Below are 18,109 nucleotides of genomic sequence, written 5' to 3'. Positions count from 1 at the left end.
GTGTGCCGGGTTACTGTCATGGCGGAAATCGAATGTGGCGCAGACCACGTTCTGCCGGAGTCGAGGGCATCGACGTCGGTCGCCGACACGTGTGTCGCACCACGACGGGGCCCATAGTGCATCCGTTCGAGCATCGAAGCTCGTGCGGTGAAATGGAGACGAAAATGACCGTAGAAGCTCCCACCCAGCATGTCGCGAAGGAAGAGTTGGAGCGGATTCTCCGAATCCAGCGCGACGCCTTCCTTCGAGAAGGGCACGTCAGCGCTGCGGTTCGGCGCGACCGGGTCAGCCGGGTGGCGGTGACGATCCTCGACAACATCGACGCGATCTCCGAAACCCTCAGCCTGGACTACGGATTTCGGCCACCGGAGCTGACGAAAGCGTTCGAGGCCACATCCTGGGTCTCCGATGTGCAGGCCACCCTGGCGTCGCTCGAGGAGTGGATGGAGCCGACGGACGTTCCCGGCGGCTTCGTTCAGCAGAAGCCCAAGGGCGTGGTCGGCGTGATCGGCGCGTGGAACTTCCCGATCATCCTTGCTTTCGAGCCGGCCATGGCCGCTCTCGCCGCAGGCAACCGCGTGATGCTGAACTTCTCCGAATTCCACTCTCGGACAGGACAGCTCATCAAGGCTCTCTTCTCCGAGAGCCTCGACGAGACCGAGTTCGCGGTGTTCAGCGGCGATCTCGCCACCGCCCAGGCATTCGCAGAACTCGAGCTGGACCATCTGTTCTTCACCGGATCGCCGGGCGTCGGTAGCCTCGTCGCCCAATCGGCGGCAAAGAACCTGGTTCCCGTCACCCTGGAGCTGGGTGGAAAGAACCCGGTCGTCGTCGCGCGAGACGCCGATCTGGAACTCGCGGCGCACCGCATCGCCGGCACCCGCGCCCTCAACAGCGGACAGATCTGTCTGTGCCCCGACTACGTTTTCGTTCCTCGGGAACGCAGGGACGAACTCGTCGCGGCACTCCGCCAGGAATTCGAGGCGCTGTTCCCCGACTTCCTCCACAATCCCGGCGTGGTCTCGATCGTCAACGACCGAAATTACGACCGCGTGGTCGGCCTCGTCGAGGACGCGGTGGAAAAGGGCGCGACCAAGATCGTCGTCGCCCCCGAGACCGAACTGGGCAACCTGCCCGACCGGGCATCACGACGCATTCCACCGACGATCCTGCTCGACGTCCCGGAGACGGCAACGATCTCCCGCGAGGAGATCTTCGGACCGATTCTCCCCATCTATATCTACGACACCATCCAAGAAGTCGTCGACTACCTGCAGGAACGGCCCACCCCGCTGGGGTCCTACTGGTACGGGGAGGACACGGAGGAGTTTCGCACTTTCCTCGACCACACGAACAGCGGCGGAGTCACCCGCAACGACGGCATCTACCACGCCTTCCTGCCGGGCGCCCCGTTCGGCGGGCTCGGCAACTCAGGCTCCGGGGCCTACCACGGCAGAAACGGCTTCGACACCTTCACCCACCGACGCACCGTGGCGAACGTGACCCAGGAACGCGGGATCTCCGACGGTCTCAACGGACGAGCCCTGCTCGACGAGGAATTCCAATTCGCGATCGACCAGGCAGTCGCCGGAGCTGCCAAAGCCTTTCGCGACTACCTGAAGTAGCAGCGTCCGCAAGGCGCCCATGCGCCGCAACGGCGGGTCGGACGGTCGATGCTTATCGGACCATGCCGAGTCCGCCGTTGACGGCGAGGGCTTGGCCGGTGATGAAACGTGCTCCGTCACCGGCCAGGAAAACCATGACGGGGGCGAAGTCCAGTTCAGGGTCACCGAGTTTCCCGCCGAGGGGAACGCTGGAATAGATGTTGTCTCGTTCGGAAGCCCCTGAGGTGGTCATCGGCGTTTGGATCGCCGGAATCACTGAATTCGCGCGGATTCCGAGTGGTCCCCACTCCGATGCGATGGTGCGTGTCCAGGCCATGACCGCGCCCTTTGTCGCGGAGTATGCTGCCAGTCCCGGCATCGCCGTGAGGCCGGCGTCGGATCCGAAATTCAGTATCGTTCCGGATCCGCTGTCGCGCATCGAGGAGAATGCTGCCTGGTTGGTGAGGACGGTTCCGCGAAGGTTGATACCGAGTAGGAAGTCGAGGTCTTCGTCGGTGAATGTTTCTGCGGGCCGCGCTCGTTGCACACCCGCCACGTTGACCAAGACGTCGAGTCCGCCGAGGCGGTGGACTGCTTCGTCGAACGCGGCGTTCACCTGTGCGCGGTCGGAAACGTCAGCGTGGAGGTATGAGGCGGTCCCCGGACCTGTCGAGGTCGCATCGGATGCGGTTTGCCGACCGAGTTCGTCTTTGACGTCGATCGCGGCCACGGCTGCGCCTTCTCGGACGTAGGCGCGCACGCACGTGGCACCCATGCCCTGTGCTGCTCCGGTCACGATGATGCGTTTTCCTTCGAGTTGCATGACTAGCTCGCTTTCTTCGGCTTCATTTCGATACTCAATTTCTCGGACAGTGCTTCCAGTGACTCGTGTAGTCGACAGCGCAGGTCGGCACATTCTCCAAGCGCTCCCACCCCGTGCTCAGGAAGCGAGCTCACCACTCGACGGGTGTGTATGCAGTATTCGTCGTATTTTCGGAGTGCTACACGAATGTCGATCGCCGACCGCCCCCTGCGAAACACTCTCAGAGGCGCGGCGACAACGGAGAGCTGGCGCGTGTGTTCTTCGACCAACTTGCCCATTCTCAGCATTTCGTGGTGGTCGACTGGTCGTTGCTCATGGATATGGCCCGCGGCGGTGTTCAGAAGTTCACGAATCGATCGGAAGAGCTGTTGTCGTGCATGGGTAATCGCGTCGGTGGTGCTGATCGGGACGACGAGGGTGGCCACGAGTACCGCGACGATCGACCCGACCAGGACCTCGGCGATGCGAATCGCAGCGAATGCCGAATTGAACTGTCCCATAATGTTGTACATCTCGGAGACCGCAAGGCTGGTGCAGAGCATCAAGTAGACGTAGGACACCGACATCAGATAGTAGCCGACTGCACAGCACAGCAGCGCGATGCCGATCACCACGATGGGGTGGGCGCCAGTCGCAAGTACGATCGGAATGGCAAGCACCATGCCTGTCAACGTTCCGATGGCTCGATAGATGGCCTTCGCGGCGATATCGCCGCGGGTCGAGGTGCCGAGGAAGATGATGAACGCCGTGAGGGCCGCCCAGGTGTAATGCTCAACGGACAGGAGGAGTCCCGCGGCCGCCGCGATGGCGACGGCGAGGGAGGCCTGTACTGCCTGACGTGTTGCGAGATGCCAACTCGCGGTGCGTGGACCCCCTCGTGGTCTCACCATCGGCGCGATGCTCGCGGAACCGCCGAGTGATCCGTCGGGGGCCATGGATGCTGCCGGAACGAATTCCACGAGCAGGTGCTCGTCCGATGTTAAGTCGTCTCTGCGAAGTGTGGCCAACGCGATGGCGTCGGTGGCAAAGCGAGCCAGATCTACGGACTCGCGGCCGTCGAGGAGTTGGTTCGACCGGGTGATGGCAAGGTCGGAATCATGGCGAGCCAGTGCGGACACGATGCCGTGGACGGCATGGGCGCGTAAGTCGTCGAGGCGGTCGGCTGCGTCGCACGCAGTGCGAACGACGGTATCGACAGCCGTGTGCATCCGGAACAGATGGCTGCGAATGCTGTGCGGTGTGGTCTTCGGGAATGACGCGGCCTGTCCGAGCCAGCCATCGGCGAGCAGGGAGATCTCGGTGAGGTGCCGACTCCGGTTGAGGATCCGTTGGGCTGTGCGGCGTCTTCGGGTCATGTTCGTCTGGCGCAGTATTGCCTCGGCGTCAGCGAGAATTGCGTCGGTCTGCGCAGTCCACGCTCGAAGCACGTGCGCCAGTGCGTTCTGTGGACGGTGCGGCCGGAGCAGAATCGAGACTGCAAACGTGACGCATGCGGCGATGGGCAACCCTCCGAGGAGTATGACAGTTTCGGCGAGCGACGGGGCCGCGAAGGCGCTGATGAAGAAGCCCGTCCATCCGGTGAGTCCGAGAACGCTGAAGTCGGGACCGAAGCGGCGCACACCCACTGCGATGAAGGTCATCAAAGCGAAGGCGACGATCTCCACCGCGATCCCGCCCAAAGCGGTTGCAACGCTGTGGATCAGTAGTCCGCTACCGAAGAACAGCGGTGCCCATAGTGCGACGCGTAGACGCGCCGCCCACACTGGATGTGCCATCGCAGACGAAGTCTGCATGGCCATGACGCCGCTGGTGATCATCGGCAACGCTGCTCCGTGCGCGGGCGCGATGAGGGTTGAGTATCCGTACCCGGCGACCAGGGCAGCGCCGAGACTTGCGGTCGCTGTCACGGCCCTGCGCCAGGCGGCCCTGCCCGGGTCCAGTCGCGCGACCCGATCGAGCACCCTCGACGTGACTGTGGATGTGGGCACTGGCGACTCCAATTGGGGCGATGAGCAAAGCAAGAATATACCGGTATCGTACCGATATTTTTGGATAGCGGTATGATACCGATAAATGGGCTCAAAGCTAAATTGAGAGTGGTGAGTGATGTCCGAACCGATCGATGAGGCACTCGAGAAGACTCGCGTACTGGGTGCAATCGAATTTCAATCCGCGGTGCTCGTACGGAACCTGGAGATGATCCGGCGGCGCGGTGACCTCTACGTCGAGGTCGATCGCGCGGGCTATCTTCTCCTGCGGATGCTCGATGCCCGAGGTCCGATGGATATCAGCGCGCTTGCCGGCGCGCTCGGGTTGGACCCGTCGACTACTGGACGTCAGGTCAATGCGGTCCAGAAGGCCGGTTTCGTCGAGCGGACGACGGCAACAACTGATCGTCGACGCAGTGTCATCGCTCTGACTGATCGTGGAATCGGCGCGATGGACGCGGTGCGACGCCGCCGCCTCGACGGGACTGCGGACATGCTCGACGAGTGGAGAGAGGCGGATCTCCAGCAATTGGCGACGGTGTTCTCGCGGTACAACGAGGCGATCGTTCAGCTCTACCTGTCGTCGGAGCGGGAGCATTCCGCGGACAGGGGGGCCCACGGCGACAGGGAAGGCGCGGTTTCCGACAGCTGAGCGCGGAACGGTCCGCTGCCGAACGAGGTGCCTCGAGGTCGGCAAGTCGCCCTTCGTCGATGCCTTGAACGTCATGGGAATCCCGGGCGGCCCGGACACCATGAACGCGGTGGTCCTGGTTGCGGTGCTGTCCTGTCTGAATTCGAGTCTGTACACCGCCTCGCGCATGATGTTCGTGCTGGCCAATCAGAGCAACGCACCCCGTTCGGTCGCTCGGGTGGACAAGAACGGAGTGCCCCGCGGGGCGCTGCTTGCCGCGCTGTGCGTCGGTCTGGGTTGGGTTGAGTTGCGCTCGAGTACTTCTCGCCGACGACGGCGTTCGCATTCACCCGTCAACGCGTCGGGCGCCACGATCCTGATGGTCTACTTGATGATCGCACTCTCCCAGATCAAACTCCGGTCGATGCTCGGCCCGGAGGCATGCGCTACGTGGCTCCGCCTAGTCTGCCGCGTCCCCGGAACGCGAACTCTTCGCGATAGCGCCGCGCCTGCCGTGTGTCACCCGCGGGGGAGAAGAACAGGTCGGTGTCCATGTTCCGGAATATATTCGATCTGTGATCATAAATGGGGATAAGCTGGTTGTAACCGTCGGTGACCTCTCTCCGGCGATCTCGCCACAACTCGGAGGTCCTCATGGGCAGGCCGAATACTCTCGTCCTGCGGGAGATGAAAACGACTCCACCGCAGACTTCTTCGCCAAACCTGCTCGCGGACCGGGTATACGAGACCCTGCGGACACATCGCGCAGGGTCACTGGGCGCCGGGGACGCAGCTGCGGATTCGGGAGGTCGCCGCTCTCGTGGGCACCAGCGTGATGCCCGTCCGGGAGGCGTTAGGGCGGCTCGAGCAGGCGGGTCTGATCGTCACGGAGTCCTACCGTGGAGCGTCGGTGCGGGAGTTGAGTATCGACGAACTCGAATACGTGTACGACGTGACGCCGTCGGGCACGGACTGTCCCGGTGGAGCTATCTCGCCGACCTCGTCGCTGCGGTCGAAACCCGCGACGGCGACAGCGCATTCCGCATTCTCGAACATGTGTGCCGGACTTCACGGTCCACCGTGCGGGGAATTCCGGATCCACGGTCAGCCTGAACCTTCGAGCACATCGTCGGACCATCACAGGATTTCACCGCTCGAACCGGGATCCCGGAAAAGAGCGTGCCGCCCACACGGATGACCGTGTGGGCGGCAGGGCAGGACTCGATCGGCACCGTCGACGTCGGTTCGTGGTGCCGATCGAATCAGCGGCTGTGGTTGTGCATGACGTGCTTGGTGCGGGAGTAGTCGTCGAGGGCGTAGATCGACAGGTCGCGGCCGTAACCGGAACCCTTGAAGCCACCCCACGGGACCTCGTTGGCCAGCACCAGGTGTGAATTGACCCAGACGGTACCGGAATCCAGCCGCGCAGCGATGTCGTGGCTGCGGCGCGCGTTCTCGGTCCAGACCGAAGCGGACAGGCCGACGGGGACGTCGTTGGCGCGGCGCACGGCCTCGTCCTCGTCGGTGAAGGTTTCGACGGTGACGACGGGTCCGAAGATCTCCTCACGGGAGCACTCGGCGCCGTCCGGGACGTCGACGAGCACCGTCGGTGCCACGAAGTAGCCGGTCCCGGCCAGTGCCGTTCCGCCGATGGCGACCCGGATGCCCCGCTGGGCGGCGCGATCGAGGTATCCGACGACGCGATCGAAATGGGCCTTGGAGACCAGGGGGCCGATCTCGATGTCGTCCCCGGAGCCGGGTTCGCCGATGGCGAGTTCGCGGACCTGCGCGACGAAGAGTTCGACGAACTTGTCGGCGACCGACTCGTGGACCAGGACGCGGCACGCTGCGCCGCATTCCTGCCCGGAGTTCCAGAAGCTCGCGACCCGCAGCGATTCAGCTGCCTCCTCGACGTTGGCGTCGGCGAAGATCACGACCGGCGCCTTGCCACCGAGTTCGAGGTGGACCCGCTTGAGGGTCTCGGCAGCGCCGCGGGCGACGGCGCGGCCACTGCCCACCGACCCGGTGAGGGCGATCATGTCCACGTCCCGGGTGCTCGGCGAGCCGGGCGCCGACGACCGAACCGCGGCCGGTGACCACGTTCAGCACTCCGGCGGGCAGCAGGTCGGCGACGAGTTCGGCGAACTTCAGGGTCGTCAGCGGGGTCTGCTCGGACGGCTTGATCACGAGGGTGTTGCCTGCGGCGAGGATGGGCGCGATCTTCCAGGCGGCCATCAGTAGGGGGTAGTTCCACGGGGTGACCACTCCGACCACTCCGAGGGGCTCGCGCAGGATCACCGACAGGTGGTTCTCGACGTAGTCGCCGGCGGCCATGGACGTGGTCGCGCGCAGGGCGCCGGCCATGAAGCGGAAGGTGTCGATGGTGCCGTCGATGTCGTCACGGGAGACGGCGAGGGGCTTTCCGGCGTTCGCCGATTCGAGGCGGGCGAGCAGGTCGGCGTTCGCTGCGAGCCGGTCGGCGATCTTGTGCAGAATCTCCGACCGCTCCTTGGGGACCACGCGTGCCCAGGCTTCCGCGGCCGCTGCGGCGGCGCTCACCGCACGGTCGACGTCCGCGATGCTGCCCTGCGGGATCTGCGCGATGACGCTCTCCGCGCTGGGGTCGATCACATCGAACACGTCGCCGGGAGCAGCTTCGTCGAACGCACCGTCGACGAAATGCGTGGTCGGGGGAAGATCGGCCGCAGTGATCAGCGGCGCCGAGCTGGGTGCACGGCGTACCGTCACGTCCTCGACGGGAGTAGAGATGGACATCGGTGGAACCTCCATGATCGTGGAACTCGAGCTGCAGCCCCGGTCCGTTGTGGATCCCGAGCCGATTACGGCTGGCGTGCACAGTGCGGGCGGAACGGCGTGTGTTCGGGGATCGCCCGAGGTGGGCGTGCTGCTGCGGTGCCTGCGTCTCACACCAGCCTAAAATGTAATCACAGATCACACAAGAGAGATCTGATCTCCGGTTAATATGTGATCTGTGGTCATGTCCAAGCGCGCCGAGCCGACACTTCTGACCGATCAGGTCTACTCGATGATTCACGAGTCGATCATGAACGGGGATCTGCCTGCCGGTGCCCGCCTGCGGGTGCGCGATCTCGCGGAGCAGGTGGGAACCAGCGTGATGCCGGTGCGTGAGGCGATCCGCCGACTCGAGGAAGCCGGTCTGGCCGAACGCGTGCCCCACCGGGGGGCGGTGGTGAAGGGCCTGACCCTCGGCGAGTTGGTGCACGTGTACGACGTGCGCCGCTTGCTCGAGGTGGAGGCCGCCAGGCTCGGCGCGCAGCGGATCAGCGCCGAGGACTGCGACCGGATGCAGGCAGAGTTTACGCTGATGCGCGCCGCCGTCGACGAGGGACGCGTGGTCGCCCTCCTCGACCACGACGAGGCCCTGCTGTCGATCCTGTACGAGGCCGCCGCGAATCCTGTTCTTCTGCAGACGATCCGCAACCTGTGGAACCACTGCCGGGCCTACAAGATCGTGGGCGCGCAGGGAAGCCTGGACTCCGGGGGAGACGACCCGCTGTGGCGCTTCCAGGAGCGCCTCGTTGCTGCTGCCCGGGACCGCTCGGGTGAATCCGCCGCAGCGGTCAATGAGGAATCGCTCCTCGACGCGACCGACCGCATCAAAGCGCTCCTGGCGACCGAGCAGGCTGCGTCGGCGGACGCCGGATAGTACGAAACACAATCCCTACGCCGTCGGCACCAGAAGGTTCAGGCGTGGCCATCACGGGAAAGCCGCGTGGCCCGCTCGGGGAGCGAGCCACGCGGAACACCTTTCGAGGACATGAGCACGTCAGCGGAGCGTCCCCGGCGACTGAGGCGCCACCGCTGCGACCGGGGTGTCGGGAGTGGTGTCGCGCCACTGAACCGGGACGCGGTCCTGCACCAGGCGTCGATAGAGGAACAGGAGCACACCGACCGAGAGCAATCCGACCCCGAGTAGCATTCTTTCCAGCCGCCGGCGTGGGAGAGGTCGGGGTTGAGGACGCCGACGACGAGGATGAAGGCGTTGAACGCGGTGATGACGGCCGCGACCGGGATCCACGCGCGCGACAACCGGATCGGGCGGGGCCAGTGCGGACGATCCTTGCGCAGCAGGAGGAAGCCACTGACGGCGAGGGTGATCGCCAGAATGTAGCCGAGGTTGCTGGCGATGAGGATGGCGACCGGGTTGCCGACGACAATCAGGATCAGCAGGTTGACGGCCATCGTGATCCACAGTGCCCGGCTGGGGACACCGGCGCGGTTGAGCTGATCGAGTTGGCGGATGGACATCTTTTCGGCCGCGATGCCGTAGAGGGCGCGGCCGGCATCGGCGGACGAGGAGACCATGCTCAGGAACAACGCGCCGCACAAGATTGCGGTGATGACTCCGGACAGACCGCCGGACATCGCCTGCACACTGGCCACCCCGTAGGTGATGGGATTGTCGGTGATCACAGCCTCGCCGAGTTGGCCGGTGGTCGCGATCGGCACGATCGTGTACGCACCGACCATGAACAGTGCGATCGACGTCAGTGCCTTCGAGGTGTCGCGACTGGTGTCCTTGTATTCGGGTGCGAAGACGGCGCACAACTCCGAGCCGTAGATCGCCCAGGCGGTGACATACAGCCAGACGACGAACGTCTTCCAGCCGCCGTCGATGTGGGAGGTCAGATTCGCCGACTGCCATTGGCCTGTGACGAACGGGCCGATCGCGAGAACGGCAAGGACGAGGATGAATGCGGCACCGATGATCTGGTTGAACCTGACGGCAACCTTGATGCCTGCGACGTTGAGCACCGTGCACGCGGCGATCGTGATCGCCGAGACCAGGTGCGGGAATCCGAACGCGACGCCGGCCACGGTGAACAGCGTCCACGTCGCGTCCGGGAACCACTGGGCCTGCACCAGCGACCCGATGGTCAACCCGACCAGTGAGAGCACCAACGCCCACCCGCACCAGTAGCCGAACGCGGCGAGCGGCCCGAGTGGGGCGAAGTACCGCTTCCACGCCTCGGTCGCGAACATGGCGATGCCGCCGGGTTTGTCGGGGAACATTGCCGCCACTTCGGAGAAGATCTTGTTCTGCAGGAGGGCGACGGCCGAGAGGATCACGCAGATTGCCGTGGCGGGAATCGCGCCGAGCGCGCCGATGACGTATCCGACCGAGACGAACAACCCGGCGGCGATCGGCAGCGCGAGCATGAAACCGTGATACCAGCGCAGTGTTTTGTGCAATTGGTGTTGTGTTCCGGAAGGGTTCTTGCTCATGGCTTTTCCTCGCAGTGGGTGGGCGGTGGTGTCAGGCGAGCGGACTGACGGCAGACTCGGGGTATTCGGTGACTTCGATTTCGACGCCGTCGATGACGGCGAACATCTTCATGAACTCGGGGAGGTTGGCGGCGTCGGCATTGGCGGCGTCGGCTGCCTCCTTGCTCTCGTAGATCCACAGATCGACCCAGCTGCCGTCGGCGCGCTTGGCGCAGAAGGGGACCGACATCAATTTTGGATGGGCGGCTTTGACTTCGGTGATCGCTGCCTTGCGGAGCGCGAAAAATTCTTCGTCGCTCGTCGACAGGGTGAAGGTGACCAGTTCGGCGCAGTACGACATGAGGGGTCCTTTTGGTTTGTTGAGGAGAGTAGAGGTGGTGTGGGTCAGGCCAGTTCGGGCAGAATGCGGGCTGCGGCGGTCTTGGCGCTCTCGATCGCGCCGTCGATGAACCCGGCCCAGCCTTCGGCGTAATCGCTACCGGCAAGGCGGATGTGGCCGTGTTCGGTGACGGCGGCGTCCTGGACGGCGGCGAGTTGGTTGGGTCGCAGCATCGGCCAGGTCTGTCCGGACAGCTCGTCGGCGACCCAGTCGTGTCCGTCGACGGCGACCACGTCCAGGTCGGGGATCCATTCGCGCAGAGCGGCTTCGACGGCGCGACGGTCGGTGACATCGATGCGCGTGGAGTCGGAGCCGAACGCCACGATGAGGCTGTCGCCGTCGATGTTGTACTCGTACTGGAAGAAGTTCAGAGGGCAGGAGCTGGGGCCGAGTCCGGCGACCTTGTCGAGGTCACCCTTGACGCGGACCCATACCTTCACCCCGGTCGAGGCCTGACCCTCGGTGGCGACCGAGACCAGGTCACTGGGCAGCGCCGGGCTGAATTCGATGGTGTTCAGCACGTTCAGGGGGAGGGTGACGATCGCCTTGCGTGCCTTCAGTGTCCGGCCGTCGTCGACGGTGACGGTGACGCCGTCGTCATCCTGCTCGATCCGGGTGACTCGCGAGTTGAACTGCACGTCGGCGGTGGACTGGGCGGCGATTGCGTCCAGGAGCGACTTGGTTCCGTTCTTCAGCTTGTACGTCGCGCATGCTTCGAACATCAGCTGCCAGTTCCCGCCGGTCAGCGCGCACCAGCGCAGCGCCTGGGTGTAGGCGCCGACCTCGGGCAGGCCGCTGAAGGACAGGCCCCAGAAGCCTTCGACCAGGTCGTGCTGTTCCTCATCGAGGTTCAGCGCGGCAATCTTGTCCGCGATGGTGAAGTGATCGAGTGCCTCGAGCTCGTCGCCGACGGGCCGGAATCGGTACGGGTTGGGCAGCAGTTCCGCCGAGCCGGCCAGAACCCCGGTCATGCCGGGATCCAGGAGGGCGAACAGTTGCTCGGCGGTGCCGGTGCGGACCTCACCCTCGGCCCGCCACAGCGCGCGCTCGGCGGCTGGGCTCGCCACCAGAGGAAGGTCGTAGCGGCCGATCTCCGCCCACACGTGGGGCTGGGTCCAGTGCACCCAGGTGCCGCCGATGTCCAGTTTCCGGCCCAGGGCGCTGTCGCGGGTCCAGGTGCGCCCGCCGAGCCGGTCGCGGCCCTCGAGGATCGTGGCGGTGATTCCGCGTTGGGTGAGTTCACGGGCGGCTGTGATTCCGGCGAAGCCGCCGCCGACGATGATCACATCGGTGTCGTAGTTCATGGTGTTTCTCCTGGAAGCGAATGAGCAGGGCGAAAGGCACACGAGGAGGTGTCAGGGACAGCGGAGGAAGAAACATGTCCAAGTGGACAAGTGTGAGCGGTGGCACAAATATGCCCCATCGCGCCAAGTTGGTCAAGTGGACAACTATGGTTTCTTCCGGATCGATACCTGCCGTAACCTTCATGACACGCAGACCGCAGCCGTCACAGCTGGGCGTCCCGGATCTGCCGGGCGGTGCGACACACCGGCGTCATGGCTCTCGATGCTCATGGAAAGGAGCGGCATGTCTGCCGTCGAATCGGCCGACTCGCGCCCGGCGCTGCGCTATGGCGAGAGGCGGACGGCGCTTCTCGCAGCTGCGGTGCGCGTGGGTGCCGAACAGGGCTTGCGCAATCTCACCTACCGCGCGGTCGCCCGCGAGGCCGGAGTAGCGCACGGTCTCGTCGCGCACCATTTCGGTACCCGCGATGTTCTGCTCGAGGAGGCGCTGCAGTACTCGCTCGCCAAGAGCGTGCCGGCGATCAGCGCACGGCCGGGAAGCGGGGACCTCGATGCGCTCTTCGACGGGATCGTGGAGATGGTGCAGACGCTTCCCCACGATCTCGCGTTCCAGTACGAACTGATTCTCGAATCACGGCGGAGGCCGGAGCTGCGGCCACACGTTCAGTCGCTGTACCGGACCTTCGAGCAGGCCCTCGCCGACGAGCTGGCATGCGGGGAAATGGACTTCGACCAGAACTTCGTGCACCTCGTCTTCGCCGCCCTGGACGGCTTGGTCTTCCAGCAGTTGTCGATCGCCGACCCGGAACGGACCGACGCTGCGCTGGCGCACCTGCGTACCCTGCTCGCGCTCGCCGGCCACCGCTCGACCTGACGCCGTTCGTCGACCAGTACCGGGCTCGGCGGAGAGGGGAGCCCGGCGGTGGCCGAGGGGGTCGCCACCGCGCGCCGACGAGGCTCACCGACGTCACGGTGGCTATCGCTCACAGCGAATGGACGCCGATGCCGTGGTGTACGCGTTTCGGGATCGATGCCAAGAACGCGAACACCCGCTTCGAACTCAGGCTTGCGTTTGTTGGCGTTGATCGAAACGCGTCGTGAATCCGATCGCCGGGGACGGTCCGGTGGCAGCAGAGTAGGTGAGTCCGGGTCAGCTGTTGGACAGTGACTCCGGAGCCGGCTGGGTATCGAGGTCTGCGGCGGTGAGTGCTCCGGACGCAATTTCCTGCTGCACACGGAATTTCTGGATTTTCCCGGACGGTGTCATGGGGAGTGCGTCGGTGAAGTACCACAGCGACGGCGTCTTGTGGGCCGCGATTCGGTCGCGGCACCAGGCTTTCAATTCGGTCGGCTTCGGTGGGTTCGCGGGGTCCGCCGGTCGCACGACGGCGCCGATCTGCTCGCCCCATCGGGTGTCGGGAACCCCGACGATCGCAACCTCGGCAACGTCGTCGTGGCGGAACAGCAGTTCTTCGATCTCGCGGGGATAGATGTTCATGCCGCCTCGAATGATCATGTCTTTGAGACGGCCGGTGATGCGGAGGAAGCCTCGTTCGTCCATCGTTGCGAGATCACCCATGTACAGCCATCCGTCGGCGTCGATGGTGGCGGCGGTCTCGTCGGGCATCTCGGAATAACCGAGCATCGTCTGGTAGCCGCGACAGCATATTTCGCCCTGCTCACCGATCGGGACAACCTCCTGGGAGACGGGGTCGATGATCTTCACTTCCAGTTCCGGCAGTGGCTGTCCGACGGTGGTGGCCTGATCGGCAGGATCGTCGGTGACTCGGGTCTGGCTGATGACGCCGTGCATCTCGCTCTGCCCGAACAGGATCGTGACTTGACAGGCGAGTTCGTCGAGCACCCGTTCGACGAGTGCCTGGGGAACTGCTGACGCGCCGGACAGCACAGTGTGGAGGCTCGACAGGTCGCGTGTTCCGCGGTCCGGGTGCTCGAGAAGCGCGATGAGCATCGTCGGAACCATCAGTGAGTGTGTTCCGCGGTAGGTTTCGAGCATCTCGAGCATGAGTGCGGCGTCGAAGCCGGGTAGTACCGCAAAGGTCCCGTGCGCCGCGAACGTCCCGAGTTCGGTTACGGCGCCGCCCCCGATGTGGTACATCGGCATTGCGTTGACGCAGACGACGTGGTCTACCAGCCCGGCACGCTCGAACACGAACGTGGCTTCGTTGACGATTCCTTTGTGGTGCAGCAGTGCGCCTTTGGGGAAACCGGTGGTTCCGGAGGTGTATTGAATCTGCACCGGCGCGGTAGGTGCGACAGTGGGTAACTCACTTGCCGGGTCGCTGGTCGCGATGAAGGACTGCCACTCGCTCGGTGTGACGACCATGCGGAGTTCGGGGAGTGACGGCCGTACTTCCGCCAAGACCGCCGTGAGGTCCGCGCCGCGATAGCTTTCCCGGTAGAAGAGCCCGACCGAGCGGGACTGGCGAAGGATGTACTCGAGTTCGTGGGCGCGGTAAGCGGGGTTCACGCCCACCACCACCATCCCGGCCATCGCGATCGCTTGCTGGAGGATTACCCACTCCGCACTGTTGGGCGCCCAGATCGCGATCCGGTCTCCGGGCGCGAAGTGGGCGAGCAGTGCCCTGGCTACCTTCTCGGTGTCGGCGAGGAGTTGACGGTACGTCCACTCTCGCCGGTCGGCCGGATCGGGAGATCCGTCGACCAGGGCGAGGCGGTCGGGTACCGCCGACGTGGCCTCTCGCAGCAGGTCGCCGACGGTGATGTCGCGGACGCCTGAGCTCGGTGTCGCCGGCCAGAGAGACTTTTCGAGGGGCATGATGCAATCCTGCCTTCGGGCTGTGCGGGGTGGGGGAGTTGGTGGAGCGTGAGGTGCTCGTGACGAGGAAGCCGGAGTCGGCTGCGAAGTGGTGTCTCAGTCATCACGCAATGTAATACACATGTGGAGCTGATCGCTATGAATCCGTCAAAATAGTGTGGGCGAGCTGAGGGGCCCTCACCCCGCCGAGATGCCGCCATTCGGGCTGACCGCTTGACCGGTGATCCGACGGGCCTGAGGGCTGCACAGGAACAACACGAGGTCGGCCACGTCGACCGGCTCGGCGACCCCCAGTGAGGCCAGCCCGGCGGCCTTCGCGAAGAGCTTGGCGCTGAACGGCTCGGCCATGACACGGTCGTAGGCGCCGGTGTCGCGGATGAGCGACGGCGTCACCGCGTTGACGCGGATGCCGTCGCGCTTGGCTTCCATCGCAAGGGTTTTGGAGAACATCACGATGGCCGCCATGGCCGCGCCGATGACGGATTCTCCCGGGGTCGGATGCTTCGCCGCGTCGGAGGCGATGTTCACGATCGCGCCGCCGTGCTTCGCCCGCATGTGTGGAAGTACGGCCCGGCACATGTTGATCGGGCCGAGCGCCTGCTGCACCAGGATCGACGGGACATCGTCGGGGGGCGTGTCGTGAAACAGTCGGGGCGTGAACGCGCTCACCGTGCTGTTGATCAGGACATCGGCCGGCCCCAGCGAGGCCGACAGTTCCTCGGTCACCCGCGCGGCCTCGGCGGGGTCGTTCACATCGCCTGCGGCGAAGAAGGCCCAGACACCCGAAGCGAGTGATCGAACCTCCGCCGCCGCCTTCTCGCCGCGCTCGGTGTTGCGGCCGACCAGACCGATGCGCTGGGTGCCCGCCCGGACCAACTGGCGGGCGACCTGCAGGCCTACTCCGCTCGTCCCACCCACGATGTAGAAGGTGGCCTCGGACAGGTCTGGTACCCAGACTTCGGGTGTGTCTGTGGTCATCGGATGTTCCTCTGCAGTTCGAGGGGCACCGGTTCGCCGGTGCCCGGATGGGAATGGCCGGGCCTGCCGTCGCAGTCCTGGCAGTGCGGCGTCCCACTCGACAGGCTCGCCCGGAATTGTTCTTCGGTGGCGGCGTCGGACGACGTCGGCGCCGCAGCGGTGCCCGCGTAGTCGTCGCGGGCCAGCAGTCCGGCGCCGTACGCGCCCGCGATCTGTGGTTGATCGAGTAGTTCCACCGGGTGGCCCAGCGCCCGCGAGACGTGAAGACGGGCGGCCGGGTTCTTCGCCACTCCGCCCGTCATCACGGTCGGTGTCGCCTTGCCGACCTGTGCCACCAGTCCGAGTGTGCGCGCCGCGACCGCTTTGTGCACCGACGCGGCGATGTCCGCCTTCTCGCGGCCCTGCGCGAGTAGTGAGATCACCTCGGTCTCCGCGAACGTGGCGCACATACTGCTGACCTCGAGGCTCTCGGAACCGGTGAGCGCGAGTTCGCCGACCGCGCCGATGTCGACTTCCAGTGCCCGCGCCAGCACGTCGAAGAAGCGGCCGGTCCCGCTCGCACACCGGTCGTTCATGGCGAACCGTTCCACGAGGCCGTCGTCGTCGACGATGATGGCCTTGCTGTCCTGTCCGCCGATGTCGATCACCAGCCGCACACCCGGGTGCAGGGCGGCGGCGCCACGAGCGTGGCAGGTGATTTCGGTGAACGTCCGGTTCGCCCCGGGGACCAGCTTGCGCCCGTAGCCGGTGCTGATGGTCCGCTGGATGTCGGTGTGCGCGACACCGACGGCCGCCATCGCCCCGTCCATTGCGCGCGCGACCGCTTCGCGGCTCACGGCTCCCATCTGCACGACACTCGATCCGCGCAGGGCGCCGTCCTGGTCCACGACGGCGGCCTTCGCCGTGGTGGACCCGAGATCGACGCCCATGACGAACCAACCCGGCGTCGTCTTGTCTGCGGAGGTGGCAGCCATCTAGATCACGAACTTCATCCGCTGCACGTCGATGGCCTCGAGCATCGCCTCCAGTCGACTGTCGAACAATTCGTCGTTGTAGAACGACGCGTCGGCGACGTCGCCTTCGAAGAAGAACGACTTGACGCCGCGCTCCGCCTCGGCAGCGCGGGCGAGCATCGTCTGCGGATTGGTCATCGCCCGGCACGTCCGCGTCGAGTGGAACGCGATCCCGTCGATCGCGTATTCGTCCAGCCGGCGGAGCAGGAGTTCCTGCAGGTTCTTCAATCCGTGGTTCAGTGGGCAGAGCAGGTAGTGCTGCGCCATGCCCAGGAGCGGGTTGTCGACGTCGATGAGCTGCGGCTCCTGCCAGAAGGATTCGTGGGTGTAGCGGCCGGCGACGACGGCGACGTCGTATTCCGCGAACTTCCGGGTGAGGAAGCCGAGCTTGTTCCAATTCATGATCCCGTCGAAGTACACGCGGTAGCGTTCGTCCGCGACCGCGCTGACCCCGTCGGTGACCCGCTGCTGAATTTCGGCCTTCACGCCGGCGAAATAGTCGACGAGCGCCTGATTGCCGGGCAGGAAGTTGATCGGCGCGATGCTCGCGACCCAGTCCCAGTAGGTCGCAGGCGTGGGTGCCTGCCTGCACAGCGCCATTCCCTCGAGGCGCAGCTCGGATGCCCGTTTGATGTAGGACATGCTCTCGCTGAGTCCATCCCAGTCGAACGGTCTCCCGGTCTGGTGTTCGAGGAAGGTGATGAGTTCGCGCAGCTGCCCTTCGACGTACTTGCTCACCTCGGTCCACTCCTCGCCCCGCATGTACCCGGCGTCGGGTTTGTTGCCCCACAGCATGGGAATCGAGACGTTGAATAGCGGGAGTTTGCGATCGAACACCCGGTACGTCATCGCGTCCCATTGCTGACCGGTGCTGCATCCGGCGTAGCCGTTGACGAAGAAGTCCGGGGCAGGCAGTTTGCTCGCCAATTCCTGCTGGTCGACCATGCCGACCACGCCGGTCTCCCGGTCGGCCGCGGTTTGGTGCGTCAGCACGGCGCAGCCCAGATGTGTTCGCGCGTAAGAGCAGAGCTCACCGATGTAGCCGTACTCGGCGCCGGCGGCCTGGGCGGGCCCTTCGAGGTGCTGGGCGGCCAGTCGAGCGGCGAACGCCTCGCCGTGGCACCACTCCAGGCCCGCGGCCTGGAACAGCGGGTTCAGTGCGGCGCCGTTGTACCAGACGACATGCTTCCCGCGTTCCTTGGCGGTGAAGATGTTCTCCCAATAGTCGGCCACCAACTTGCCGCCGACTCGCGTACTCGACAAGCGGCGGGTCTTTTCCTTGCTGATCTCTTCGATCGCCATGGCGAACTCCTCTGAGTGA

General features: G+C 65.0%; 15 protein-coding genes and 2 pseudogenes. 6 read left to right on the top strand and 11 right to left on the bottom strand.

The genetic code is table 11. The features are described from left to right. The first annotated feature begins 164 nt into the window (after window positions 1–164). Window positions 165–1,625 (top strand): aldehyde dehydrogenase family protein, encoded by a 1,461-nt coding sequence (locus MLGJGCBP_RS33185; protein ID WP_160100964.1) that lies wholly within the window; start codon window positions 165–167, stop codon window positions 1,623–1,625. Between the two features lie 52 nt (window positions 1,626–1,677). Here the strand turns inward: MLGJGCBP_RS33185 and MLGJGCBP_RS33180 are convergent, their stop codons facing one another. Together MLGJGCBP_RS33180 and MLGJGCBP_RS33175 are read right to left on the bottom strand one after the other, a co-directional pair. After that, a complete protein-coding gene (locus MLGJGCBP_RS33180) occupies window positions 1,678–2,427 on the bottom strand; it encodes an SDR family NAD(P)-dependent oxidoreductase (RefSeq protein WP_160100962.1) in 750 nt (249 codons plus the stop codon). A 2-nt stretch (window positions 2,428–2,429) separates the two neighbouring features. Further along, window positions 2,430–3,635 carry an FUSC family protein gene (locus MLGJGCBP_RS33175; protein WP_160100960.1) on the bottom strand — a complete coding sequence of 402 codons (1,206 nt, stop codon included), beginning with the start codon at window positions 3,633–3,635 and terminating at the stop codon, window positions 2,430–2,432. A gap of 898 nt (window positions 3,636–4,533) precedes the next feature. Here MLGJGCBP_RS33175 and MLGJGCBP_RS33170 point away from each other — a divergent pair. The 3 genes and pseudogenes from MLGJGCBP_RS33170 to MLGJGCBP_RS53845 form a co-directional block, all read left to right on the top strand. Continuing rightward, entirely contained in the window at window positions 4,534–5,067 is a 534-nt protein-coding gene (locus MLGJGCBP_RS33170) for a MarR family winged helix-turn-helix transcriptional regulator (RefSeq protein ID WP_160100958.1), read from the top strand. Then, a complete protein-coding gene (locus tag MLGJGCBP_RS52190; protein WP_268960790.1) occupies window positions 5,012–5,641 on the top strand; it encodes a hypothetical protein in 630 nt (209 codons plus the stop codon). The genes MLGJGCBP_RS33170 and MLGJGCBP_RS52190 overlap by 56 nt, the downstream gene beginning before the upstream one ends. A gap of 165 nt (window positions 5,642–5,806) precedes the next feature. After that, window positions 5,807–5,899: pseudogene (locus tag MLGJGCBP_RS53845) on the top strand (GntR family transcriptional regulator); the annotation flags it as partial. Between the two features lie 41 nt (window positions 5,900–5,940). Here the strand turns inward: MLGJGCBP_RS53845 and MLGJGCBP_RS52180 are convergent. Together MLGJGCBP_RS52180 and MLGJGCBP_RS33155 are read right to left on the bottom strand one after the other, a co-directional pair. Further along, window positions 5,941–6,102 (bottom strand): hypothetical protein, encoded by a 162-nt coding sequence (locus MLGJGCBP_RS52180; RefSeq protein ID WP_236581502.1) that lies wholly within the window; start codon window positions 6,100–6,102, stop codon window positions 5,941–5,943. Between the two features lie 206 nt (window positions 6,103–6,308). Continuing rightward, window positions 6,309–7,821: pseudogene (locus MLGJGCBP_RS33155) on the bottom strand (aldehyde dehydrogenase family protein). Between the two features lie 223 nt (window positions 7,822–8,044). Between MLGJGCBP_RS33155 and MLGJGCBP_RS33150 the strand changes: the two are divergent. Beyond that, window positions 8,045–8,734, top strand: coding sequence for a GntR family transcriptional regulator (locus MLGJGCBP_RS33150; RefSeq protein WP_160100956.1), 690 nt, complete (start codon window positions 8,045–8,047; stop codon window positions 8,732–8,734). A 38-nt stretch (window positions 8,735–8,772) separates the two neighbouring features. Here MLGJGCBP_RS33150 and MLGJGCBP_RS33145 read toward each other — a convergent pair whose 3' ends face one another. From MLGJGCBP_RS33145 to MLGJGCBP_RS33135, 3 genes are read right to left on the bottom strand one after another with little or no spacing between them, the layout of a single operon-like run. Next, window positions 8,773–10,314 (bottom strand): APC family permease, encoded by a 1,542-nt coding sequence (locus MLGJGCBP_RS33145; protein WP_160100954.1) that lies wholly within the window; start codon window positions 10,312–10,314, stop codon window positions 8,773–8,775. A gap of 31 nt (window positions 10,315–10,345) precedes the next feature. Next, the gene (locus MLGJGCBP_RS33140; RefSeq protein WP_160100952.1) at window positions 10,346–10,654 is read right to left on the bottom strand and encodes a hypothetical protein; all 309 of its coding nucleotides are present in this window, start codon (window positions 10,652–10,654) and stop codon (window positions 10,346–10,348) included. A 44-nt stretch (window positions 10,655–10,698) separates the two neighbouring features. After that, the gene (locus MLGJGCBP_RS33135; protein ID WP_160100950.1) at window positions 10,699–11,997 is read right to left on the bottom strand and encodes a flavin monoamine oxidase family protein; all 1,299 of its coding nucleotides are present in this window, start codon (window positions 11,995–11,997) and stop codon (window positions 10,699–10,701) included. Between the two features lie 283 nt (window positions 11,998–12,280). Between MLGJGCBP_RS33135 and MLGJGCBP_RS33130 the strand changes: the two genes are divergently transcribed. Next, window positions 12,281–12,871, top strand: coding sequence for a TetR/AcrR family transcriptional regulator (locus MLGJGCBP_RS33130; protein ID WP_087560311.1), 591 nt, complete (start codon window positions 12,281–12,283; stop codon window positions 12,869–12,871). Between the two features lie 276 nt (window positions 12,872–13,147). Here MLGJGCBP_RS33130 and MLGJGCBP_RS33125 read toward each other — a convergent pair whose 3' ends face one another. The 4 genes from MLGJGCBP_RS33125 to MLGJGCBP_RS33110 all read right to left on the bottom strand — a co-directional run bounded on the left by MLGJGCBP_RS33125 (window position 13,148) and on the right by MLGJGCBP_RS33110 (window position 18,090). Further along, window positions 13,148–14,797: an AMP-binding protein gene (locus MLGJGCBP_RS33125; RefSeq protein WP_160100949.1), complete on the bottom strand. Its 1,650-nt coding sequence runs from the start codon at window positions 14,795–14,797 to the stop codon at window positions 13,148–13,150. 177 nt (window positions 14,798–14,974) lie between these two features. After that, the gene (locus MLGJGCBP_RS33120; RefSeq protein ID WP_160100948.1) at window positions 14,975–15,775 is read right to left on the bottom strand and encodes an SDR family NAD(P)-dependent oxidoreductase; all 801 of its coding nucleotides are present in this window, start codon (window positions 15,773–15,775) and stop codon (window positions 14,975–14,977) included. After that, window positions 15,772–16,749, bottom strand: a complete 978-nt coding sequence (locus tag MLGJGCBP_RS33115) for an acyl-CoA dehydratase activase (RefSeq protein ID WP_160100947.1) — start codon at window positions 16,747–16,749, stop codon at window positions 15,772–15,774. Before MLGJGCBP_RS33115 ends, MLGJGCBP_RS33120 begins: the two co-directional genes overlap by 4 nt. Further along, window positions 16,750–18,090 carry a 2-hydroxyacyl-CoA dehydratase subunit D gene (locus MLGJGCBP_RS33110; RefSeq protein ID WP_160100946.1) on the bottom strand — a complete coding sequence of 447 codons (1,341 nt, stop codon included), beginning with the start codon at window positions 18,088–18,090 and terminating at the stop codon, window positions 16,750–16,752. Window positions 18,091–18,109 lie beyond the last annotated feature (19 nt).

This window comes from Rhodococcus sp. T7 (assembly GCF_009872365.1).
In the GTDB taxonomy this organism is placed as follows: domain Bacteria; phylum Actinomycetota; class Actinomycetes; order Mycobacteriales; family Mycobacteriaceae; genus Rhodococcus_F.
This window is presented reverse-complemented; position numbering and strand designations above follow the sequence as displayed.